Source organism: Caryophanon latum (genome assembly GCF_001700325.1).
Taxonomy (GTDB): Bacteria; Bacillota; Bacilli; order Bacillales_A; family Planococcaceae; genus Caryophanon; species Caryophanon latum.
Window position 1 is genome coordinate 1 of sequence record NZ_MATO01000024.1, and the last position, 25,167, is coordinate 25,167.

Here is a 25,167-nt window from a genome sequence, read left to right on the forward strand (position 1 = left end):
AAAAATGGAAGAGTCATAAAAACGGAAGTTTTTCAGTGCCCTCTACGAAATGTGCGGCTTTTTCTTATGGAAATTCAAAGTCATAATCACATAATTATTTGATTTTATTATCAATTACTCATTAACGGACTAAATCGCTATAATAGAAAGAAGAAAAAAACTGGAGGTCATCAGATGGAATATTCTTCAGGTATAACGAGCGAACGTTGGTATCAACAAGATATCGAGTACATTTTAGTCTTATTGGAGAAAGGATTATCGCGTGAGGAGATTCGTGAAATCGTTTCAAACGAAAATCCATTTTTAGTGAAGACACAAGCAGCGTTACAAAAACGTTTTCAAACGGTATTTCGACGTGCGATTAGTTTAACACCACAGTTACGATCATTTTATTTGAATGGCACGAAATACGATAAAAAAGCGCTCATTTTATATACATTGTTAAAAACATATCGTTATGCATATGAAAACTTTTACGAGATGATTATTTATCGTTACCAGCAAAAAAATAAGCAGTTTGTTTTTGGGCATATGCAGTCATTTATGGAAGAGAAAGAGCAACAATCGGACGTTGTATTGAACTGGAGTTACATTTCAAAGAAGAAAGTGAACAATACGCTTCTATTATTTTACAGGGAGAGTGGTATAATTGAACTAAATGAAAGTGCTTACTTCATTAAACCGTTACATGTGAGTACAAAATTGGCACAGTATGCGAAAGAAGATTGTTTATTACACGCAATTATTACATTACAGGCAGGTGTAGACATTGACCATTTATAAAAGATTAGAGCAGCTTGAGACACGTATTCATCAAGTAGGTTTTACAACGCCAACAGGTATTGGCAGTGAAATTCCCCATTTTGTATTAGATTATGCTGCTGAGGATGAGTTAAACGTTCGTACTTATATAGAGAGACTTATAAAACGCTCGCCATTGAATATTAAAGAAATTAATCTTTTCCAATTTTTACTTACGTTATTTGAGGAAGATTTGGAAGAATTGATTGAGTTAGCTGAAGAAGAAGGTTATGAAGAACTTTCTCAAGCGATTCAAACGGTGTTAGAAGATCGTACGTTACTAGTGGATTCCTTTATTGAGGAGGCAGGAGACGCGGAAATCATTTTCATTACAGGTGTCGGTACCGTACACCCGTTTATTCGTTCAAGCCACTTATTGAAAAAGTTATCGAATCATGCGTATAGAACGCCCATCATTTTATTTTATCCAGGACATTTTACGGGGCTTGATTTGCGCTTATACAATCAATTCCGTCATGAAGATGAATATCAAATTACGCGAATTTCATAGGAGTGTGTTGAATGAACATTAAACAAATATTTAAAGAAGATATTAATCGCCCCATTAATGGTGTCGTGCAAGCAGGGCAAATTGATGAGGAAACGATACATACCGAGTTACGCGAATATGTTGTAACAGATGAAATTTTAAATAGCTTAAAAGAATTTTATAAAAACTATGAGGAAGTTTATAACGTGCCGACGAAGGACGTTGGTGTGTGGATTTCTGGTTTCTTTGGATCGGGGAAGTCACACTTTTTAAAAATCCTTTCTTATTTATTGGATAACAAGACGATTAAAGGTCGTGCGCCATTTGAATATTTCGAAAGCAAAATTAAAGATGAAACTTTGTTAGCGGTCATGCGTGATGTCGGTGCGAAGCCTTCTGATGCACTATTATTTAATGTTGGTTCCGAAGCAAGTACGAACGCAACACGTGGCAGTAAAGAAAGCATCATTGAAATCATTTTGCGTATTTTCAATGAGCACGTTGGGTACTCGACGACGCTATGGGTAGCAGATTTCGAACGCCAGCTAGAGCGTGACGGCAAGTATGAGCTGTTTACGAATAAAATTAAAGCGCTTTATGATGAAGAATGGGAGACGTATCGTTTGAAGTTCCGTATTCGTTTCGGAAAAATAATTGATGCGTTAACAGCGATTGGCTATGATGAAGCATCTGCTGACTTTTTAGTACGTAATACGCAAAAAGAGTTTAGCATTTCAGCAAAGCAGCTAGGGCAGTTAATTGCAGCATATTGCCAGTCTAAGGGGAACGATTATCGTCTCGTGTTCTTAATTGATGAGGTAGGGCAATATATCGGTATGGACAATAGCTTAATGCTGGATCTGCAAAATGCGGTTGAAGAAATTGGTGCTGCTACGAATGGACAAGCATGGATTGCGATTACGTCACAAGAAAGCATTACATCGGTTGCAAACATTGTCGATACAACGAGTTTCTCAAAAATTCAAGGTCGCTTCAAAACACGTATAAACTTATCGAGTACTAATACAGATGAAGTATTAAAGCGTCGTTTACTAGAAAAGACGGAGACAGCGGTTAAAACGTTAGAAGTGATATATGAGCCGAATGAGCAAATTATTCGAAATCGTTTAGCGTTTGATGATGAACAAAAGAGAACACAGTATCATGCAGCATATCGCTCGACAGAAGAATTTGTTGCGACGTATCCATTTGTACCGTATCAAGTAGAGCTGCTACAAATGGTGTTAGAGAAAATTGGTGTGCATGGTGAGGGAAGTTCGTACGCATCACGCGGAGAGCGTTCATTGCTAAAGTCGTTCCAAGACGCAGCAATTAAACATAATGATGATTCACTCGGAACGCTTGTCACGATGGCAGAGTTTTACCCGACGATTCGTCAACATTTAGAGTCAACGATTGTGCAAACGATTTCACGAGCAGAAAAACGTGCAGCGAACAACGAAGGATTAGTCGAAGCTGACGTAGAGATTTTGAAAGTGCTGTATTTAATTAAAGGAATCGCGCACATTCCGGCAACACCGAATAATATTGCGGCATTATTGTTACCGAGAATTGATGCTGAAAGAAATGAACTGGCAATTAAAGAGTCGCTCAATCGTTTAGAAGGTACACTATTTATTGAAAAGCATGCTGATGGTACGTTCTCATTCCTTTCTGATGAAGAGCAGGAAATTAATAGTGAGATTAAAAACGTTGATGTTAACATGACGACGATTAAAGAAAATTTAGTGGAGACATTTTTTGCGGAGAATTACAAAAAGGCGAAATTTACAACGAGCAACGGCTTTGTTTTTGATTATAATAAGCGCTTTGACAATTATACGAAGTCTAATATGAAGCATCCACTAACAATGCAAATTATTACGACGGACATGACCGCAACAGAAGCAGCTGTGCAAGCAATTGAAGGGCAAATGATCATTAAACTAGATCATAACTTGATCGCAGAGGCAGAAGAAGCAATTCGTCTATCGGAACAAACACGTCGTTACGTATCAGCAAAGCGGAATGCCAGTACGACACAAGCACAACATCGCATTTATGATGCCAAATTAGCGAATGTCGATGATTACGATGTAAAAGCGAAAGAGCTATTAACAAAAGCGTGTGAAACAGCAACGTTTTACATTCAAATGCAGGAGCGTACTTTCCGTGGTAACTTCGAAAAGCAAGTAAACGACGCATTTGAAATGCTTGTGCAAAATACATATAAGTACTTAGAGTATATGGATGAACCAATTCCAATGAAACATGTCATTTCGGAATGGAAACGTATGTATGAGCAAGGGATTCAACAGGATTTATTAAATGCGACAGGCAATATTCGTGCATACAATGAAGTATTACGCTATTTAGAAGAACTCATTCGTAATCATCAAAAGCCATCACTTAAAGAGGTATTAGATAAATATAGTCAAGTACCATATGGCTGGACAGAGCAGGATACGATTGGCATTTTGCTTGCGTTAATGCATGACAGCAAAGTGAAATTGACCATTACAGACGAGCTATTTAGCCCAGCAAATGCGACAGAGTTTTATACGAAACTAAACCGTACGTCAGATCGCGATACGATTCGTGTCGTGCCAGAAGTGGAAGTGGATCCGAAAGTACGAAAAGAGTTTATGTCGTTATATAAAGAGCTATTCGGTCGCTTAGACGGAGGAGATTCGTACCAGGAGTTTGCGAATGCGTTGAAAGCAGCAATGGAGAAGCATTTCTTAGCACCACTTCAAGACATTACAACGTATTATCAAAACAATCATTCATCGAGTTATCCGTATCCAGAGTATGCAAAAGTTATCTCTATCTCAAACGACGTACAACGCATGCTACAAATTCGTGACGATGAGCAGCTTGTACAGGCGTTTATTGATGCAGAGGATGATTTACTTGATGCACAGGAAGAACTAGAAATTTTAACAGGTTTCTATTTAAATAAGCCAATTAAACGTTTTGATGAAGCTGTGCAGTTTTTACGTTCGATTGAAAGTGACTTAGCACAAACCGAATCGGACGATGTGAAGCTACTGAAAAAGCAACTGACGGACATTTTAGTGAAGCCGCAGCCATATAAAGACATTCCGCTCATTCCTGCAATTATTGAAAAGCTACAACAAGCGATTCAAGACGAAGTAACGGCGTACAAGCAAATGGTAGCTATGCAAATTACACAGCTGGAGCAAACGTTACAGGAGCTACAAGAGTTTTATTCAAATAACGAAGCTGTAAGTACGGTCATTGCCGCAAAAATGCCGAGCTTTACACAAATGCAACAACAGTTACTCGCAGCCGAAAGCATTATGCTCATTAAAATGAAATTAAGCGAGCTTCGTGACGTGACAGCGCATATTCAGCAAGCGGCGCAGGAAAAAGAGGATGAGCTCATTCATGTTACGCCACCAGTGACAGGAGAGTTACCGCCATCTTCAAGCGACGTGCCACCACCCGTTGTACGCGAAAAAGGCACGAAAATTATTTCGTCTGAAACGTTATATCGCATGCTGCATAAAACGGAAATTCAAACGCAATCTGAGCTAGAGGATTTATTATATGAATTAAAGCAGCAATTATTAAAAGAGTTAAAAGAGCATACGTTAAAGTTTGAAAAATAAAAAGGAAGGGGGTGTTTTCCCTTCCTTTACTTATAAGAGGTGACATGATGAACAAAAGCGCATTAAAAAGTTTTGCGACGTGGTCTCGTCGAAAGCTAATTGAGCAAGTGAAAACGAAGGCGTATGTATATGGCATTGATGAAAGCAATGGTTTGCAGATGGAAGAACGATTTGGAGAATTAGTTATTAATGAAACAAAATATCGGTTAGAACAAAAAGCAGCATTCAAGTCATTGCAAAAGCAGCTGGAACAAAAAGGTTATAAGCAGCTTATGGAAGAAGTCGCATATACGTGGTTTAACCGTATCATTGCGATTCGCTACATGGAAGTACACGAATTTTTACCAGAAAAGGTGAATGTGTTATCAAGCACAGTCGGACGAGTCGATCCAGATATTTTATTTGAATTCGATACGATGGATGTACAAGTTGACGAGGCAAAAGTACGTGAACATCTACATACTGGTAATACAGAAGCAGCATATCGACTGCTATTTGTCGCGCAATGTAACGCACTGAATTCGATTTTGCCGTTTATGTTTGAGCCGATTCAAGACTATACGGAGTTGCTGTTACCAGACTTTTTACTGGATGCCGAGTCTGTTATTAAAACGCTTGTGCAAAAAGAGGAGCTGACGGAAAGCTTTGAAGAAATTGAAGTGATCGGTTGGCTGTATCAATATTACATAGCAGAAGAAAAAGACCGCGTATTTGCACAAAAATCGAAATATAAAAAAGAAGAAATTCCTTTTGCGACGCAGCTGTTTACACCGAAATGGATTGTGCAATACATGGTGCAAAACTCGCTCGGACGTTACTGGACAGAGGCGCACCGAGAAGACGAGGATTTAATTGACAACTGGGAATACTTCATCAAGCATGAGGAGGAAGATTTCCACGAGAAAATTGCGCCGTATGTGAATAAGGAGCTAAAAGTAGAGGATATTAAACTACTTGATCCCGCAATGGGCAGTGGACATATTTTAGTGTATGCGTTTGAAGTGTTTTATGAAATTTATGAAAAATGTGGTTACCCAGAGCGTGACATTCCACGATTAATTTTAGAGAACAATTTATATGGCTTAGACATCGACGACCGCGCGTATCAATTAGCTGCATTTGCACTTGTAATGAAAGCCGCGTCGTATTCGAAACGCTTTTTACGCAGTGTAGAACGTGAAGGGCTTACGCTACATGTCGCATCAATTCAAGAGACGAATCATGTGTCAGATGATGTCATTGCGTACATCGCACAACAGGAAAAGGGCGATAGTTACGACGAAGTGAATGCGTTCTTTGACCAATATTATAATGCGAAAACGTACGGCTCGTTAATTAACATTACGCAGCGAGACACAACGTTTTTCGAGCAACGATTAACGCATATTGCAAACAATCCAGTGGACGATTTGTTTTATGGAGAGCAGCATGACATCGCCGCACAAGTGTTGCCAGCATTGCTTCATCAGACGGACATTATGCGCAATGAGTATGATGTGGTGGTGATGAATCCGCCTTATATGGGGGCGGGATCGATGCCTCAAAAACTGTTAGACTTTTTAGATTTAAATTACAATAGAAGTAGATTAGATTTATTCACTGCGTTTATGGAACAACAACATTTTTATAAAGAAAGTACTTTAATAGGGATTATCAATCAGCACTCTTGGATGTTCTTAGAAAGCTTTAGGGTATTACGAGAACATCTAGTAAGGAATATTACGTTATGTAATATGATTCATTTGGGGACAAAAGCATTTGAAGAAATCAAAGGAGAAATTGTACAATCTGTTGCGTTTATTTATAGAAATTCATTTATCCCTAATTATAATGGTATATATTTCGATATAACTGAGACAGAAGGTAGTGAAGAAAAGAAAGAGAAATTTATAGAGTTTCTTACTTCAAATGAAAACTTTAAATTCAATCAAATCAATATTACGGAGATAAATGATTGTCCATGGGCATACTGGCTGAATAAAGAAACATTACAATTATTTAAAAATCCATCGATTGCAGAATTTTCTCTTTCAAAAGCAGGTATTGTTACTGGTAAAGATCCTCTTTTTATTAGGAAATGGTATGAAGTAAAAAAAGAAGAAATTATTTTCAAAGAATCTAGACCTTTTGGGAAATATCATTTATTAAATAAAGGAGGATCACATAGAAGATTTTATGGAAATACGGAACATGTTATAAAATTGAAAGATTTATGGGATCCAGAAAAATATAATAAATCAATTAGACGTGGTGATGAGGAATATTATTTTCAAAGGGCTATTAGTTGGTCCTACGTAAGTAATAAGTACAGGGCATTCAGAGAAATCAATGACTCTGTTTGTGGTACGGCAAGTCCAGCTATATATATTAAAGATGATTCACTATTTTATTATATTTTAGCTTTCTTAAATAGTAAGGTTGCTTATAGTTTGATTAAGGTATTTAATCAAACCATGAATTTATTAACTTCGGATATTAATAATTTACCTTTAATTGTTTCAAATAATAAGGAAACTATTGATTTAATCTCGCAACAATGTTACGAGCTAATGCGCTTAGATTGGTCAAATAAAGAGGAACATTGGGAATTTAAAGAAGTGAGTCACTTTAATAATTCTTTAAAAGAATATGTTGACGGTTTATTAACGGAAAGCTCAAATTTAAGAGTAAATTATTTAGCAAAATTAGAGAGTATAAATCAATATTTTATTGATTTATATAAAATAGAAAATCTTAGTTCTCAACCTTTTGAAGTTGATACACAAAAAGTTGGATTTTACAGCAAAGAAGAAATCGTTAAGAGGATATTATCCTACTTTGTTGGACTAGTATTTGGACGGTTTAATAATACAAAATTTAATTTAAATCATGTTGCTATCTCGTTAACAGAAAAACCATATTTTAAAAAGGACTTATTAGAGTACTTAAAACAATTCTTAAAATCAATTTATGGAGAAGAGTCAGTTGAAGAAAACTTGAATTATATTGCGAGTGTTCTTTCTAAGAAAAACTCTAATAACCCGGAAATGGTAATTAGAAATTACTTTTTTAATGAATTTTACTCTGATCATTTGAAAATGTATGAAAATTTGCCTCTATATTGGCTAGTTGATTCAGGGAAACAAAAAGGCTTACGTACGTTAATCTACATGCACGGTTATACACCAAGTACAATGGCAGCAATACGTTTCGAACATTTACAGGAAATGCAGGCGAAGTACCAGCAAGAAATTGCGGACTTAGACAATCGTTTAGTCAATCCAAATTTAAGTGCAGCAGATAAGAAAAAACTGAATGCAGAGAAAGTATCGTTTGAAAAGAAAATCGACGAGCTTCGTGAGTTTGATAAGCGTTTAGCAAAAATTGCAGCAGAGGAAATTGAAATTGATTTAGATGATGGTGTGAAGGTGAACTACGAGAAGTTTTATCGTGGTGGGAAAGGTGTATTAGCGAAAATTAAATAAAGACTATAAACAAGCACTGTAATATCACTACGGTATCGCAGTGCTTGTAAATAATAAAAACCTTTTATGATAAAATAGTAAGTAAATCATTTATAGATCATCATAAAAGAAAGTTAGGTTATATATGGAAAATAAAAAACAGTTAAAAGCGATTCAGGATGGCTTTCAAGCTTTCGAACAGATTGTTAATAAAGAGCTCCATTATCTATACATAAAAGGGAAAGAAGTTAATGAATTAGTTGTGAAGGCAAAGAAGGAACATTTTATGCATTTATGTGGTGTGAAATATTATGATTTGAAAACAAAGAAGTCTGTCACAGCGAAGCATTTTTATGAGTTAGTGAAAGATAACAAAATAAATCCAGAACAGCTCATTGTTAAAAATGATGGAACAACCGGACAGAAGTTGCAGGTGATTGGCGAATTAAACAGTTTATTAACAGCGGATATTCGAGTAATTGATGGGCATGTCATGTTTTATAATTTCTCTTTTGAAAAAGGATTGCGTTCAAAGAGACAAATCTTTGCACTATCGATGGTCGAAGAAAAACATTTGTCAGCCATATATGTTCCACAATCATTATTGCATTTAAAATCGGACAAATCTCATGCATTGAAAACGAGTTATGAGGTGTGTTGTATTTTTGAAAGAAAACGTGGCGCTGAAGACATTGTTTATTATGTAAAAGATGGTTTTCAAAAATAAAACACAGTACCTCAGTTGAAGTACTGTGTTTTTTAAATCGCTAAGTTTTTATGTTGCCTGCCAACGTCCAGCGCTCGAAGTCTGGAATCAGTATCGGCTTTTTATGTTGTCCGCCAACGTCTGGCACGCGCAGTCCAGATAAACGTATCAGGTTTTTACGATGCTTAGCCATCTAGTATTATCAGTATAACTGATAAATTTTAAACGGTCAAAACTAACATGAAAATTTTTACGCATCATAATAAATACATCTCTAGCTTTTACGAAAGGAGCAACACCTTTGAATATTATACAATTATTAAAAGAACGCATTACAACAGAGTTACACAACAAACCACGTACCGTAGTATTTTGGTATGACGAGCAAGGCGAATATACAGTAGAGGCGTTAACGGAGGCGTTGGCCGATCAGCCGATTCATGTACGCGAATTGACACGTAATAACTTTTTCTCACTGAAAATTGAAATCGAAGTGGAGAAGAAGAACGAGTCTTTTTTATTGTACGCGCATTTTGCAAAGCCAGAGAAAGAGCAAAACTATTTACTCGATATGGAGTTATACGGTACGGAATTTAAAGCAGATACGACCGCGTTATTTGCCGAGCAGCTACAGGTGAGTGATGCTATGCTTCGTAGCGTTATGAGCAAGTACCCAGAGTTTTTCAAAAGTGCTGAGCGTAAAGAGAAGCTGAAAAAAGTATTAAAGCTCAATGCAAATGAGCATGATTTTGAATGCGCGATGTTGGCAGTATTAACGGGCGCACCTATTGCAGAAATGAATAAAATTGCACAGCATTTATTAACAGCTGGCTTACAAGAAGAATCGAATGACCTGTATCAATCGATTGTGAAACGCTTTAGCAAGGAACAATTGTTTACATTGCTTGGGCAGCATTTCGGTGTACACGTTGAGCAATACACATTACAGCATTTAATGGCGCATATTGTGTACGCGCATTTTCAGCGTTACGCACAGTTTGAAGATGCGACGCTACAGCAAAAATACGAAACGACACGTGCTAACGTAAGTGCATTATTTGTAGATGATTGGCTACAGTCAAAAGGTCGTCATGTGCTAGAACAATACATACGAGACATCGAGGAGCAGCTTGAAATTGTTTCGCTATTACAGCATCGTCCAATGGAGCACTATGCGGACATTGCGACATTCCCAGTTATTGATGTGTTGCTAATCGAAAAGCTAACGACGGAGCTTTTACATCAAACATCAAATTTAACGATATGGAAAGAGGTACTACAAAATCGTTTGAAAATGCATTGGGCAAATGAAAACGAGCGCGTACGAGGGCTTCTTCAAGTGTTAGTGCATGCGGTGGATTTCACGATACATAAAACATTAGTAAAACAGTACGATACACGTATTCCATTATATGTACAGTACGCGGATAAGCTATACGTCATCGATCAAACGTACCGTCGTTTCATGCTGGGCTATATGCAGCTTGATCAACGTGAGCTATTAGACGAGCTAGCGCAAAAATGTACAAACTGGTACGAACATAAATATTTATCGAAAATCGCTGAGGAAACGAACTATACGTTAACACAAGCCGAAACAGGTAAGTTACCGAAGCAAGCTACATTTTATGCTGAATACATTCAGCCCATTATGGAGAAGGAATCGACGCGCGTTTTCGTTATTATTTCTGATGCACTTCGTTTTGAAGCAGGTGCAGAGTTAGCAAAACAATTGGATGCACGTGCAAATGGTAGCGCAACAATCAGCCCGCTTGTAGCAAACATGCCAACGTACACACAGCTTGGCATGGCATCTCTTTTACCGCACCGTACGTTGTCGATTTCATCAAATGGTACGGTGTTAGCAGATGATGAATCAACAAAAGGGCTAGAAAACCGTATGAACATTTTACGCAAGTTTGAGCCAGAATCGGTCGCATTTCGATATGATGACATCATTTCATGGTCGCGTGCTACAGCAGATGAGCAGCTTAAAGGAAAACGTTTAGTATATGTCTATCATGATGTCATTGACGCAACAGGTGATACGGTAAAATCGGAGCGTGAAACGTACGCGGCAGTAGAACGTGCGATACAGCAAGTGAGTAAACTTGTTGATTTGCTTTCAAGATGGCAAGTAAAGCGTATTTTCATTACAGCAGACCACGGCTTTTTATATCAAAATTCAAAAATCGAAAACGCCGAAAAAGTTGCCAGTGTCGTAGGAGAGAAATTCGATAGCAATCGTCGTTTCATCATCGGTGATCAGTTATCGATTGGCGATGGTGCAATCGAAGTGCCAGCGAGCTTTACGACGTTACAAGGTGCGCAAAAAGCCATTGCAAAAGGGATTAATCGTTTCATCGGTGGCGGCGGCTTACAGTTCGTTCATGGCGGTGCAACACCTCAAGAAGCCATCACACCGTTAATTGACTATCGCCGCACAACACAAGCAGCACTTGTTGATGTAAACGTAGCGATGCCATCGCGCGTCATTAAAAATATGCGCGTGGAAGTACCACTTTATCAAGAGCAAAGCATTTCGACTGAATTTACCGCACATACGATTCGTTTAGCCTTTTATTTAGACGGCGAACGTATCTCTAATGAAGTGGAACATACGTTTAACATGCAAGGACAAAATCATGAACGTACGACTACATTCACATTCGACCTAACTGAACGTCATTATAGAACCGGACAAACATGTACGTTGAAAATGATGACGGTAGAGGGGAATAAAGTGATACCGTATAGCGAGGCGGAGTTTACGTTGCATATGTATAGTGCACTATATTAAATAAAACCACGATTTTGTGAATTTAACAAAATCGTGGTTTTACTATGTTAATAATTAATAATATTTATATTGAGTGGTATATATTCTTTAAGCGTAGGTGTATTAGGCGAGTTGATATTATTTGCCATTAACGAATCTAATTGCTTTAAATTATCAACATAGCTTTTAGTAATGCGACTATCTTCGTGGAACATTTTTTCTTTTAAAGTATTCGCAACAAGTTTAACCATTTGATATAAATTTTTAGCTTCATTGATTTCGTCGTTCGTAACTCGTTTTTTCTGCAGCTGGTGAGTCAAATCAGTGTTTAATTCCTTTAGCTGATTTTCCAAAAGTTTTAAAATGCGACTTTCTTCTGCGATAACCAAACTTGTGAAATCTAAATTAGTTAAAAGGATGTTCATTTTTTCGACTTGATAGTTCACTTCACTTCGATAAAATTTAGCTTCGTCCAAATAATCTTTGGCAGCTGCTAAATTGGCTTTGTCGTTTCGCTTATTCAAAATCATATCAATCAAATCTAAGCTAGATGTTTGATAACCTGTAAATGAGGCAGAGAAATTTTTGTTTGGTAGTTGGATTTTTGAATTCAATTCTTTAAATGTAGGTGCTAAACGTGATGCCCAATCCGTGTTTTCGAATAAAATTGACAAATTTTGTGATTCTGTCACTGTAGTATTCAATAGCGATTTTTTATGTGACAACAGTTTATCTAATGCCTTTTTGACTTCTATATGTTTTTTTTCAACAGCATATTTTTTACGTTCTAATTTAGCCGTAGCTTTTGCAACAATTTCATCGGCTTGATCTTTTGTGTCCTTTGCAACCTTCTTATCACTCGTGCCTAAACCTGTGATATCTCTTGCAGTATCAATAACAATGTCTTTCATTTCTTGCTTTGTTTGTTCCGTAGTCTCAACAATATCTTTTATAGCTCTGCCTAATTCTGTTTTTGGTTCTGATTTGCTGACAGTTTTGATCATATCTTTTGGAATACTTGATCTAGTATAACCACCGCCACCGCCACTAAATCCACCACCTTTTGTAGACGAAGTAGAAGAAATTAAACCGCCAATTATTGATTTAAATAAACTCATACCTTCAGATCCCCCAATATTTTAGTTATTTTAATAATAGTATCTTTATCATTTTGAGAAATAGCCTGTTGTAACTGTTCGTTTAAGTTTTCTATTTTTTGATTACGTTCATTGAAAAAAGAAGCGATAATTGTTTCAGTTTGTTTAGATGCTTTATCAAACGAATTAATAAGCTCTTGTGAAGTTTTTACAATATTTAATTGTTCCTCTTTTTCAAAATGAATTCTTTCAAGGGTACTAATAATTTGTTTGTGTGATTTTTCATCTAACATAATCAGACCTCCATTTTAGTTAGTACGTATCTGTAATCTTCAACAGCGAATTTCCTTTTAAAGGATCTTCACAATATGTAAATTTGATTAATGTGATCGCACTATTGATTAAATCAGGGTCTTTTTCTTTCATGCCGTGTTTCATTAAATCTTCTGCCATATCGTATAGTCGATGGCGTTCTTCAAATCTTTTTTCTAAAAATAATTGAAATGTTTGAGTTTCGGCTTCTATTTTTTTCGTTAACGCTAATAATGTTGCACGGATCCTAATTCTTTCTGTTTGTTCTATTTCTTTTGTTTCTTTGTATTTACCATATGTGACGATTAATTCATTCGCCATTTTTCCAATTTCAGCAATTACAAGCGGATTTAGGTTTGTCAAATAGCTCATCTCCTCCCTGAAATATTTAATTATTTAGACTATTATAATGTATAATATGATAATTTGGAATTTTTTATGCTATATTATTTATAATTTTACAAGTATGTGGTTATCGAAAATAATTTGTGGAGGAAATTATGTTAAAAATCAAATCCATCATCAAAGGTCCTTTTTGGCCAGAAATCGTTGTCATTAAACAGTTTGAAGAAATTGATGACGATTTATTTTTAGTCGAGTCAATTGGGCGTAAGACGAATAAATATTACGAACAGTATTTAGATAAAGCACAGCTCAGCCAATTAGAAAATATTCAAGAAGAGGAAAGTACATTCAATGCAGAGCGTTTGCAGCACTACCTGCAATACTACGTGCTGAAAACAGAGGATAAGTATTCACAGTCCCGCGCACGTGGTAATAAAAAAATTATGCCGCTGCCACATCAAATAGAAGCAGTATATAGTCGTATGCTGCAATCGCCACAAGTTCGTTATTTACTAGCAGATGATCCAGGGGCAGGGAAAACGATCATGTCGGGGATGCTCATTCGAGAGTTATTTGCACGTCAAGCTGCGGAACGTATTTTAATTTTAGTGCCACCACTCGTATTAAAACAATGGCAAGAAGAATTGAAAGAAAAGTTTGGCGAAGACTTTACGATTGTGAACCGTAGCTTATTAAATAGTTCAAGTGAAGTAAATCCATTTGAAACAAATGATAAAGTGATTGCCTCGATTTATTGGGCAGCACGTGAAGAAATAAAAGCATACATAATGAAAGCCAACTTTGATTTAGTCATTGTCGATGAGGCGCATAAAATGGCTGCTTATACGCATGGTGTAAAAAAGCGTAAAATTAGCCGCACGAAGATTTTTCAGCTCGGAGAAGGGCTGTTACGTCACACAGAGCATTGCCTACTTCTAACTGCGACACCGCATAAAGGAGATAAAGAAAATTTCCGTCATTTAATGAGCTTAGTCGATCACGATATTTTTTCTCGTATGAACACAGGTGAGTCCATTTATGAAAAAAGTAATCCGTTCGTCATTCGTCGTTTAAAAGAGACAATGAAAAACTTCGATGGTACGCCACTTTTCCCAAAACGTACGACGACAACGATTTCATTCGATTTGAGCTATGAAGAGCAGCAATTGTATGAGGACGTTACTGCCTATGCGAGAGAGCATTTTAATCGAGCGAAGCAAAATAATAAGCCGAACGTTGCGTTTGCGATGATGATTTTACAACGTCGCTTAAGCTCGTCTGTCGATGCGATTTATTTATCACTGAAACGTCGGAAAGAAAAGTTGGAGGCGTTGCTTCAATCAGAATTAACGGCTATGCAAACTGTAGAACCGTTCAACTACGATGAGCTGTCAAACGATGAGCAAGAAGAAATCGATGCACAGCTTGAAGGTGAAACAGACGTGATTGATATTGATGAGCTGCAAGTAGAAATCGCTGTGTTATCCGAATTAGTTTATAAAGCAGAGCGTCTCGTGCAGCAAGATGTTGAGGTGAAATATGCAGAGCTAGAGCGTACGTTATTCGGTCAGGAAGGGCTTTTAGCAAAAGGAGAGAAGATTTTAATTTTTACAGAGTCAAAAGATACTCTCCATTACCTTGAGCGTAAACTGTTGCAGCATGTACCAGAAATCACTAAAATTGTTGGGCATTTTTCGATGGATCAGCGCCGTGAACAAGTGGAGAAATTCCGAAATGAAGTGCAAATTATGCTCGCAACGGATGCCGGGGGAGAATCGATTAACCTTCAGTTCTGTAATCAAATGATTAACTATGATATTCCGTGGAATCCAAACCGTTTAGAACAGCGTATGGGACGTATCCATCGTATCGGGCAAAAAAATGAGGTGTTCATTTTCAACCTTGTAGCAAGTAATACCCGTGAAGGTGATGTATTAATTCGTTTATTAACGAAAATGGACCAAATGCGTGAGGACTTGGGACAAGAGCAAGTGTATGACTTTATCGGGGAAGTGTTAGAGGAACATCATATTGATTTAGCAAGTTTAATGGAAACGGCGATTAGTGGTCGAGAAAACTTAGACGAGCTGGTGGCGACAATGGAAAAGACGTTATCAGACGAGCATAAACGTTTGTTAGAACTAGCAAAACAAGAGCGATTAGATGATTCAAGCTTTGATTTACCAGGGGCTAGACGTGCGTATCAAGAAATCTCGATTAACAGTATGCCACCACGTGTTTATGGTGAATTTGCGGTAAAGCAATTTGAAACGTCACGTATGAAGCTGAATTTTTCAAATGACCAGCAAATTGTCCGTATCGATCGATTTCCGAAAAATATCCGTGAGCTAATCAAGCGTAAAAAATATAGTTTACGAACAGATGAGTCGTTGCGTTTTACATTAACACCGACAAAGCAAACCGAAGAAGTGATTGTCATTACGAGCGACCATCCTGTTCAAAAAATCGCTATGGAGCTTGCTAGTCAGGAATTACAACAAGTCGCTCTGCCCGTTTGTACGTTGAAAGCAAACGTTAGCGAACCATTAATTATTGAGCTAAACCGTGTCAGTGTTGTAGATGGCAACAGTCGAGAACTAGAGCAAGAAGTCATGCTATTAGCGAAGCGAGCTTCAGGTCAGTTTATTCAACTTGATCCATATTTTTTATTCCAGCCATCCATGACATTCATAAGTGTAGAAGCAGACGAAGATCTAACATTTAAGCGGCAAGCAATCATTCAAGCAAAAAAGCTACTACAAAGTGTGCAAATGAAACGTGATGACTACTTGAACCGTAAGAGTACCTACTTACGCCGTTCATTTGATGAACAAACAGCTGTACTACAAGAGCGTTTAACCAATTATTTAAATGACAACATCAATCATAAAAATAGCGCACTAATCAATCAAACACATACACAAATTGAGGATTTAGAAGAGCGCAGTAAAGAGCGTTTAGAAGATGTGGAACGTGAGCGAAGCATCCAACTGCAATCGATTAAGTCTTTAGTCCAGTTACATGTTCAGCCGCTTTCAACAATAGCGAGAGTCATTCCTACAGATTATCTCGAAATGATAAAAACCTACGAGCATAGCAACGGACGTTTAAATGTACGTGAAAAAAATGCGTATGGATTGGTCGATTTCACGAGTGAAGAAACAGAAGGCAATGCACGTTTTATTTTATTAACAACCTCTTTAAAAGCACTGGATGAACAAATTATTTTGGAAGATTATCGTGAATTGAATGGTTCCGTTTATGTTTACGTTTTAGATGGTGAAAAAGTCGTTGAAGAAGTCAAAATGGAGCAACTGATGGGGGTGTAAAAATGGCTGAAATTAAGTATGAAGTAGTAGAACATATCGGTGTGTTATCTGAATCTGCAAAAGGTTGGAAGAAAGAACTGAACCGCATTAGCTGGAACAGTGCTGCGCCAAAATACGATATTCGTGAATGGTCACCGAACCGAGAGAAGATGGGTAAAGGTATAACGTTATCAGAAGATGAATTTGCAGCGTTAAAAGCGTTACTGCTCTAAATCTACATGTTTAACAGCGTATCAAGGTTAATCTTGGTACGCTGTTATTGTATACAAGATTATTTGGAAGACATATCCCAGTGTATAAGTGAGATTTTATGATGTTCGCTCAACATACGATTTTTCCTCGATCAGTGCGAAGAATGTATCATATACGGCTCGCGAAATGAATTTATCATGCATTACTAGATAGTATAAATGCTCAACAAATTCTTTTTCGTGTCGTTCAAATTCTATCGTGTTATTTTCCATACTTTCAAGAAATGAGTCAACAAGACGCTTTTCAATGTGTAAAGGAGATTGTATATTGTGTAAAATAAGATTTTGGTAATATTCAGTATCACTTTCTAACATAGCTTGTTCTTCGTCGGTGAAAAATAACTCGGTATCGTAGTAGTCAGCCCATCCAATAGCGAGCAAATTAAACTCTGAATAATACATAGCTACATTTGAATTCAACGCTTTGTTATCGACTATTGGAAGAACATTATGTTCGATTTTAAATGGATGTATGTACTTACGATATACTGTTTGCTTATCTAAAAATCCGCATTTCTCTAACAAGATAAGGTAACTATGAATCAACGTTGCTACTTCCTTACTATCGTTCACATCATATCGAAGCTGCTCTTTAAGATCCTGAAATAAATATTTTGAGTAAATCAATTGCTTCTTGCTATAGTTATGTGTAATCGCTTTATGAAAAACGAGTAATTGCCAAAGTGGGTATGGCGTATGGATATAGTGATAGTTTTCCATCTGGATATTAAAAATACCAGGGAAGTTACGGTCATTAAAGCCATAGTCTTTCACAAGTTGTCTAAATTTCACCTGCTCTCGATGTGACATACGTTTTAATACTTTATCGATACTGAAGTTATTTAAATAATTTTGATATTGTTTGAGACGCTTTTGCTTTAGCTGTTTTTGTCGAATATTGTACATACGTGCAGCCATTTGTTCTTTACGCTTGTTCCAAAGTTTAGCCGCCTCAATTTTTCGTTCGTCTAAATATTGCTGAATTTTTTCATATGTAAATGTATTACAGAGAACGTATTGGCAAGGCGATTGTATTTTAGCGATTTTCATTTCCTCGATTGCGATTTCCTGCAACTTCACAACAAATCGTGTTTCAGTTCGAAATGTAATACCGAAAAATTTACCTATCTGTCTTACGATACGGTTTTCCACATCAATAAAGTAAACACTACGTTCTTTGTCATTCACTATTTGTTGCTGATACTTTAGCCGCAGCACGACCTCATCTCTTTCAAGATCATCCGCTTTTATTTCTTTATAATAGTTCGCTCCAAAAAGCCAAATATCTTTGATGCCAGCAATCGCATATAGCTTCCGACGTTCCAACCATTTCTCCGCAGTCTGCTCCGCGCATTGAATTTCAAATGCAAACTTATGACCATTACCAAAATCGGCATATACATCCGCAATCTGATTAGTTTGCGTAATCCGCTCTTCTAATGCGATATAAGCATTAGGATATGTTTCCTTCAACCAATTATAAACAGCTAACTTACCACCTAAATGCTCTTGCGTTTCAGGCTCACCGACAAAACTACACTCTACATGACGTTCATGATAAAAGTGGTGAATCTTTTTAGCTCCACCGCGGAAGAAAACATTTTTTTGACAATGGGGACAAAATAGCTTTTTAGCTTTAGCTAATGAGTATAAGTAATTTTTATCTTCATTAAAAGCAAAATATTTTTCATTATTTGGAGTGATTGCTACGAACATTTTATCACTTCGCTTTCGTATAAAATGAACTATGCTTATATTATATATTAAATGAAAATATGGTAAAATATGATTATTATAAAATGTTAGTATTTAACAGGGGTAGTCCAACTAACACTATAAATTTGGAGTGATTGAAGTGAAAGCAAATGAAACAAATTTACAGGAGATTATCGAAGGCTCGAAGCAGTATATAATACCAATGTTTCAACGTACATATAGTTGGGATACGAAACAATGGCTCACGTTATGGGAGGATTTAACGGAATTAGTTGATGAGGATCAACAGTATGAAAACCATTTTATTGGATCAATTGTCTCTATTCCTATAAATGTGAGTCCTACAGGTTTGCAACAATTTGTAGTCATTGACGGGCAACAGCGTTTAACCTCTTTGCTTATTTTATTGAGCGTTATTCGCGATAAAGCAGAGGAAGATGGGCTTTCTAATTTAGCTGCTGAAATTAACGCAACGATGCTAGTAAATTCATTTAAAAGCGGTGAGGAATACTTTAAACTGCTTCCAACACAAGTTGATAAAGATATATTTAAAAGAATTATAAAAAATGAAGTTACAGATATAGATCAAAGTAGCGGACTTGTTAAATGTTATAACTACTTTAAAAATAAGCTTAATGATTTAACAATTGATGTAGAGCAATTGAAGAATGGAGTGCTACATAATCTTTCGCTAGTTAGTATCGTTTTATCTCCAGATGATAATCCTTACTTAGTGTTTGAAAGCTTAAATGCGAAAGGACAGCCTTTAACGGAAGCCGACTTAATTCGAAATTATTTATTTATGCGAATTGAGCCATCCGAGCAAGAAGAAATGTATCAGGGCTATTGGCTACCGATGCAAACGAATTTAGGTAATTCTTTAACGGAGTTTATTAGACATTTTTTAATGGGCGTAAACTTACACGTTAAACAGAAGGATGTTTATGTGAAGGTAAAGCAGCAAGCGGAGAAAGCAAATGTCATTGAGTATTTGAAAGAATTAGCCGTATTTGCAACGTATTATGACAAGTTATTGCATCCTGAAAAAGAAGCGAACGAAAAAATTCGCTATTATTTAAAGAGAATTCAACAGTTTGAAGCACGTACGGCGTTTCCATTTCTACTGTATATTTATCGTGATTATGATACGAAAAAATATAGCTTAGAACAATTTATCGAAATTTTAGCGATTATAGATAACTTTATTGTTCGAAGATATGTGTGCAATATCGAATCAAAGCCGTTAAATAAAATGTTCGGATCATTATATAACCAGCTAAAGCCATTTAGTGAAGCAGATTCTATACACGAGCTAAAGGCGTTTTTACAAGTAAGGGGTTATCCAAAAGATACAGAAGTTCTTCATGAATTGAAGAATTCACCATTGTATGGAAGCGGAGATAAGAGGGAAAAGTGCAAATTTATTTTAAGTGTATTGGAAGAAACATATGGTCATAAAGAAAAAGTAGGTTTACTAGATGCAACACTTGAACATATAATGCCGCAGACTTTAACGGAATCTTGGGAAAACGAATTAGGTGGTAATTTTGAAGACGTTCATGAAAAGTATCTACATGTTATTGGGAATTTAACGTTAACTGGTTATAATTCGGAATTATCGAATGAGTCATTTACAACAAAGAAGAAATATTATGCAAAGAGCAATTTTGAATTAAATAAAGACCTTGTTAAATATACGACTTGGGACGAACAAGCAATTAACAATCGAGCAGAAAAACTATATGAAAAATTCCTCGTAGCTTGGCCTTATTTAGGATTAGCTAGCGTAAAAGACAACGATGTAACAGGTAGCTCACCACGCCTGCTGTTTATTGGCGATGAAACAATTAAGGTTAAAGTTTGGCGAGAGGTACTTGAACATACGCTTATGTTCATCTATAAGCACAGGCTAGATTATTATAAAGAGTTGTTGAAGACGAGGTCACTACTAATTTTAATAGAAAAGACTGCAGAAATGCGTAGCCCTAAGCAGCTGCCAAATAGTCATTATATTGAGGCAAACTTCAGTGAGAAGAGCATCTATACAACGTGCAAGAAATTATTTGTTGATGCTGGGTTTGATGCAGAATCCTGGGGTGTAGAAGTTGAAATTAAATAATACTAAAAAAAGGCTAAAATTAACTTTTTGTTATTTAGAAAATATTATCATTAAAGACGGTTTAAAATGAATATTAGATTGTTAAAGATAAGTATTTAAAAAGGAGAAATATATATGGGGGATATTTTTAAAATAGGGCAAGTTATACAAGATGATTCATCAAAGATTCAATGCAAAGTAGAAGAATTTTTAGGTGATGGCGGGCAAGGTGAAGTATACAAAGTGAAACTAGGGGATACTGATTATGCATTAAAATGGTATTTCCCTCACGCTGCTACGCCACAGCAAAAAGAAATACTTGAACAGTTAATTCAAACTGGTAGACCGACTAAAAAATTTCTTTGGCCTATACATTTAATCGAACAACAAGGGATTAATGGTTTTGGATACATTATGGAATTACGACCTCAAAACTATAAAAGTATTGTCGATTTAATGAAACGAAGAATTGAACCATCTTTTCGAGCTGTTATTACTGCAAGTATAGAATTAACAAATAGTTTTTTAGCACTGCATACTCGTGGTATGTGCTATCGAGATATTTCATTTGGTAATATGTTTTTTGAACCAATTACTGGTGATGTTTTGATTTGTGATAATGATAATGTAGCTGTTGATCAACAGAGTGCAAACATTGGGGTATTAGGAACACCGAGATTTATGGCTCCAGAGGTTGTTTTGGGAAAAGCAAAGCCAAGTACACAAACAGATTTATATTCTTTATCGGTACTACTGTTTTATATGTTCATAATGCATCATCCACTTGAAGGAGAAAAAGAAGCGGCAATTAAGTGTCTTGATTTACCAGCTATGAATAAATTATATGGTGAAGACCCGATTTTTATATTTGACCCTACTAATCATAGTAATCGTCCAATTCCTGGGTATCATGACAACGCAATTGATTTTTGGCCTATTTACAATCAAGATATAAGAGATTTATTTATACGTTCGTTTACTAAGGGGATTGAGGATTCGGAAAATGGAAGGGTAAGGGAAAGTGAATGGCGTTCAAGTTTAGTAAAGTTACGAGATTCAATTGTATATTGTAGCTGTGGTGCTGAAAATTTCTATGATATCGAAAAAATTAAGCAACAAGGTTCACTCGGAGAATGCTGGGCATGTACGAAACCAATTATCCTACCACCTCGTATAAGAATTAATAATCAAATTATTATGTTGAATCATGATACAAAATTGTATCCGCATCATATTGATGATGAAAAAATGTATGATTTTTCATACCCAATAGCAGAAATAACTCAACATCCATCTAATCCTAGTGTCTGGGGATTAAAGAACTTATCAAATGAAAAATGGGTTTGTAAAACAACTGATGGAACAATATTTGATGTAGATCCGAGTAAAAATGTATCACTTGTCGTTGGTACTAAAATTAATTTCGGGAATTCAGAAGGAGAAATCCGAATTTAATATATAAATTATGTAGGAGGAATCATTATATGAAAAGAAGACCAGGCGGAGAAATTTCTAGTAGACCATTACATTTCATTTGGATTGCTGATTGTTCGGGATCCATGTCAATAGATGGTAAGATGCAAGCTTTAAACACTGCAATTCGTGAAGTAATACCACATATGAGAAAGGTAGCAGATGAAAATCCAAATGCGCAAGTATTAGTACGAGCAATAAAGTTTTCTAGCGGTGCGCAGTGGCATATTTCTCAACCTACTCCTGTGGAAGATTTTAATTGGACGGATTTAAAAGCTGATGGTGTAACGGATTTAGGTAAGGCCTTATCGATGGTCGCTGAGGAAATGAAGATGCCACCTATGAGTGATCGAGCGCTTCCACCTGTTCTCGTTTTAGTATCGGATGGGCAACCTACTGATGAGTATTCAAAAGGCTTATCAGAACTTATGGATCAACCATGGGGAAAAAAGGCTGTTAGAATCGCCATTGCAATAGGTGAAGATGTTGATGAACAAGTTCTTGAAAAATTTATTGGACATCCTGAACTTAAACCATTAAAAGCAAACAATCCAGAAGCCTTATTAAAACATATTAAATGGGTATCGACAGCTGTCTTAAAATCTGCTTCAGCACCAGCAAGTCAAAGTGATGAAAATTCTGGAAATTATACCAATGTACCTATACCTGTACCATCTAATAATGCCTCTATTAGCTCAACAGATGTGTGGTAGGTGATAAATTCCATGAAAGAGACGCAATCAAAACATTTTACTATTATGAGTAAATCGGTAATTGGATCATTACATATCCAAAATAATAAATGCAATCAAGATTCTATTAAAGTTTGGAAATCTTCTTCGGAAGATGTCCAATCTTGTATTGTTTCTATTGCTGATGGTCATGGAAGTAAAAAAAGTTTTCGGAGTAAAATAGGTTCTCAATTGGCAGTTCATATTGTGGAACAAGTTCTTCATTCAGAATTACTAAAAAAAAATCACACTTTTAGTTTGTCTTATATAAAACAAATGATTGAGGAAAAATTACCAATAAAAATAACTTCGAGATGGAATGAAACGGTAAAAAGACATTTTCAACAAACACCATTTACTATGGAAGAATTACAGACACTATCTGATGATGAAAAAGAATTATTGAAAAGTCGACCAGAAATAGCATACGGAACTACGTTATTATCAGTAATTATTACAGAGTCGTTTGTAGTTTATTTACAACTTGGAGATGGTGATATTATAGTCTTAACCCAAGATTCAGAACTTATAAGACCAATACAAAAGGATTCAAGATTAATTGCAAATGAAACAACTTCATTAAGTTCAAAAAAAGCATGGATGGAAATACAAATTTCTTTTACAACTTTAGTAGGGAAATTACCTAAAATGATTTTCATTTGTACGGATGGTTACTCGAATTCATTTATTTCTGAGATGGAGTTCTTACAGTCTGTAAAAGATTATAATGATATTTTAGGACATGAAGGACCTAGCTATATAGAAGATAATATAGAAACCTGGTTAAATGACATTTCTAGAAATGGAAGTGGAGATGATACGACAGTAGCGATTGTCTATTGTTCGTAAAAATTTTAGGTAGGTAAAGAAAAATAAACGATGCTAGAGAGATGAAAATAGTTATGAATGAGCATATTCAATTGATACTAAAAGATTTAGTTTCACAATATGGGCAACAACTTTGTACTAATTCTCGGCAATTAAAGGCCTTATTATTAGATTTATGTGGAACTAATAGGTTAGAAATAAATCTGTTATTATATGCAGTGCAAGAGAATGTAGTAATAGTGCTATTAGATGATGACAGTGAAGTAACGTGGGTTATGACCAATAAGTTGATAAAAAAGCTACAAAATAATTGTGGTATTAGTGAAGAATATGCTAAATGGTCGATTGAAACATGGGCAAAAGCATTAGAGAAAAACTTTGACACAAAAGTAGGGAATGAGCATCAACAAGCAACGTCTATTGAGACTCCTGAAAAATCAAATTTACCTAAGAATATTTTAACTATAATGGAAAGTGATTTAAGAGTGCTTGAAGAGCTAAAGGATCGACAAGTGCAGTATAAACAAGAGTATATAGCATTAAGTAATATTATTGGTAGTTTCAAATACAAACTTAATATAGGGGATTTAATGTACCCAGAGTTGTCATTTAATTCTATTAAAAAAGATGTAGTCAAAGAAGCATTTGCAGCCGTAATTGGGAATTATAAGTGGAATTTGAAAGATTTTGCTAATAATCGAGCTTCATTTTTCCGTGAATCATATTTACAAAGATATGTTTATAGTATTCGAATGGCTATATATTATGAAAAAATGTATTCAAATGAACTTGAATTTTATCAAGATGTAGTTGGATTAGAATATAATAAATATGTAGATGCTGAAGATTATTGGAAAGATGAGCTGTATTTTTTTTCTTCAAAAATGCACCAACAGCAGAGTAAAATTACTAAAGAGCATTCTCAGCAAGACAGAGCAAATTCACCGAAGACAAAGCCTACTAGCATTAAACGAAATCAACCTGCTGCAAAAGTAGTGGTGCAACAACCAAAACAAGTTACGCCTAAACCTTCATATACTAAATATGAATCTGAAAAGTATCAATATGAAGGTAAGATTTTAACATGGGAAGAATTATTAAAAGCACGTAATTTAGCGGACAAAGCGGAAAGT

Annotated in this window: 17 protein-coding genes; 13 read left to right on the forward strand and 4 right to left on the reverse strand. The window is 35.9% G+C overall.

The window, feature by feature from the left end:
* Nucleotides 1-174 precede the first annotated feature (174 nt).
* The 6 genes from A6K76_RS05915 (at nucleotide 175) to pglZ (ending at nucleotide 11,875) form a co-directional block, all read left to right on the forward strand.
* Nucleotides 175-783, forward strand: coding sequence for a BrxA family protein (locus A6K76_RS05915; RefSeq protein ID WP_066463062.1), 609 nt, complete (start codon nucleotides 175-177; stop codon nucleotides 781-783).
* On the forward strand, nucleotides 770-1,312 hold the full coding sequence (locus A6K76_RS05920) for a BREX protein BrxB domain-containing protein (protein WP_066463064.1): 543 nt from the start codon (nucleotides 770-772) through the stop codon (nucleotides 1,310-1,312). Before A6K76_RS05915 ends, A6K76_RS05920 begins: the two co-directional genes overlap by 14 nt.
* Nucleotides 1,313-1,323: 11 nt before the next feature.
* Nucleotides 1,324-4,926 (forward strand): BREX system P-loop protein BrxC, encoded by a 3,603-nt coding sequence (gene brxC, locus A6K76_RS05925; RefSeq protein ID WP_066463066.1) that lies wholly within the window; start codon nucleotides 1,324-1,326, stop codon nucleotides 4,924-4,926.
* Nucleotides 4,927-4,970: 44 nt separating this feature from the next.
* Nucleotides 4,971-8,390, forward strand: a complete 3,420-nt coding sequence (pglX, locus tag A6K76_RS05930; protein ID WP_139108654.1) for a BREX-1 system adenine-specific DNA-methyltransferase PglX — start codon at nucleotides 4,971-4,973, stop codon at nucleotides 8,388-8,390.
* Nucleotides 8,391-8,514: 124 nt separating this feature from the next.
* A complete protein-coding gene (locus A6K76_RS05935) occupies nucleotides 8,515-9,096 on the forward strand; it encodes a PBECR4 domain-containing protein (RefSeq protein ID WP_066463072.1) in 582 nt (193 codons plus the stop codon).
* A gap of 280 nt (nucleotides 9,097-9,376) precedes the next feature.
* Nucleotides 9,377-11,875: a BREX-1 system phosphatase PglZ type A gene (gene pglZ, locus A6K76_RS05940; RefSeq protein ID WP_066463074.1), complete on the forward strand. Its 2,499-nt coding sequence runs from the start codon at nucleotides 9,377-9,379 to the stop codon at nucleotides 11,873-11,875.
* A gap of 47 nt (nucleotides 11,876-11,922) precedes the next feature.
* On the opposite strand, the gene A6K76_RS05945 is transcribed toward pglZ, so the two are convergent.
* From A6K76_RS05945 to A6K76_RS05955, 3 genes are read right to left on the reverse strand one after another with little or no spacing between them, the layout of a single operon-like run.
* Nucleotides 11,923-12,972: a hypothetical protein gene (locus tag A6K76_RS05945; RefSeq protein ID WP_066463076.1), complete on the reverse strand. Its 1,050-nt coding sequence runs from the start codon at nucleotides 12,970-12,972 to the stop codon at nucleotides 11,923-11,925.
* On the reverse strand, nucleotides 12,969-13,244 hold the full coding sequence (locus A6K76_RS05950; RefSeq protein ID WP_066463078.1) for a hypothetical protein: 276 nt from the start codon (nucleotides 13,242-13,244) through the stop codon (nucleotides 12,969-12,971). The genes A6K76_RS05945 and A6K76_RS05950 overlap by 4 nt, the downstream gene beginning before the upstream one ends.
* Nucleotides 13,245-13,263: 19 nt before the next feature.
* Nucleotides 13,264-13,626, reverse strand: coding sequence for a hypothetical protein (locus A6K76_RS05955; protein WP_066463080.1), 363 nt, complete (start codon nucleotides 13,624-13,626; stop codon nucleotides 13,264-13,266).
* Between the two features lie 137 nt (nucleotides 13,627-13,763).
* Between A6K76_RS05955 and A6K76_RS05960 the strand changes: the two genes are divergently transcribed.
* Both A6K76_RS05960 and A6K76_RS05965 read left to right on the forward strand, forming a co-directional pair.
* Nucleotides 13,764-16,937, forward strand: coding sequence for a helicase-related protein (locus A6K76_RS05960; protein ID WP_066463085.1), 3,174 nt, complete (start codon nucleotides 13,764-13,766; stop codon nucleotides 16,935-16,937).
* Between the two features lie 2 nt (nucleotides 16,938-16,939).
* Nucleotides 16,940-17,149 carry a YdbC family protein gene (locus tag A6K76_RS05965; protein ID WP_066463086.1) on the forward strand — a complete coding sequence of 70 codons (210 nt, stop codon included), beginning with the start codon at nucleotides 16,940-16,942 and terminating at the stop codon, nucleotides 17,147-17,149.
* Between the two features lie 96 nt (nucleotides 17,150-17,245).
* Here the strand turns inward: A6K76_RS05965 and A6K76_RS05970 are convergent, their stop codons facing one another.
* Complete coding sequence (locus A6K76_RS05970) at nucleotides 17,246-18,904, reverse strand: competence protein CoiA (protein WP_066463087.1); 1,659 nt, start codon at nucleotides 18,902-18,904, stop codon at nucleotides 17,246-17,248.
* Nucleotides 18,905-19,043: 139 nt separating this feature from the next.
* On the opposite strand from A6K76_RS05970, the gene A6K76_RS05975 reads away from it, so the two are divergent.
* From A6K76_RS05975 to A6K76_RS05995, 5 genes are all read left to right on the forward strand, one after another.
* Nucleotides 19,044-21,023: a DUF262 domain-containing protein gene (locus tag A6K76_RS05975; RefSeq protein WP_066463088.1), complete on the forward strand. Its 1,980-nt coding sequence runs from the start codon at nucleotides 19,044-19,046 to the stop codon at nucleotides 21,021-21,023.
* Between the two features lie 114 nt (nucleotides 21,024-21,137).
* The gene (locus A6K76_RS05980; protein WP_066463090.1) at nucleotides 21,138-22,457 is read left to right on the forward strand and encodes a protein kinase domain-containing protein; all 1,320 of its coding nucleotides are present in this window, start codon (nucleotides 21,138-21,140) and stop codon (nucleotides 22,455-22,457) included.
* Between the two features lie 29 nt (nucleotides 22,458-22,486).
* The gene (locus A6K76_RS05985; RefSeq protein ID WP_066463092.1) at nucleotides 22,487-23,188 is read left to right on the forward strand and encodes a vWA domain-containing protein; all 702 of its coding nucleotides are present in this window, start codon (nucleotides 22,487-22,489) and stop codon (nucleotides 23,186-23,188) included.
* 12 nt (nucleotides 23,189-23,200) lie between these two features.
* Nucleotides 23,201-24,055: a PP2C family serine/threonine-protein phosphatase gene (locus A6K76_RS05990; protein WP_066463094.1), complete on the forward strand. Its 855-nt coding sequence runs from the start codon at nucleotides 23,201-23,203 to the stop codon at nucleotides 24,053-24,055.
* Between the two features lie 53 nt (nucleotides 24,056-24,108).
* On the forward strand, nucleotides 24,109-25,167 hold a 1,059-nt coding region (locus tag A6K76_RS05995), incomplete at its 3' end, for a hypothetical protein (protein WP_211271744.1).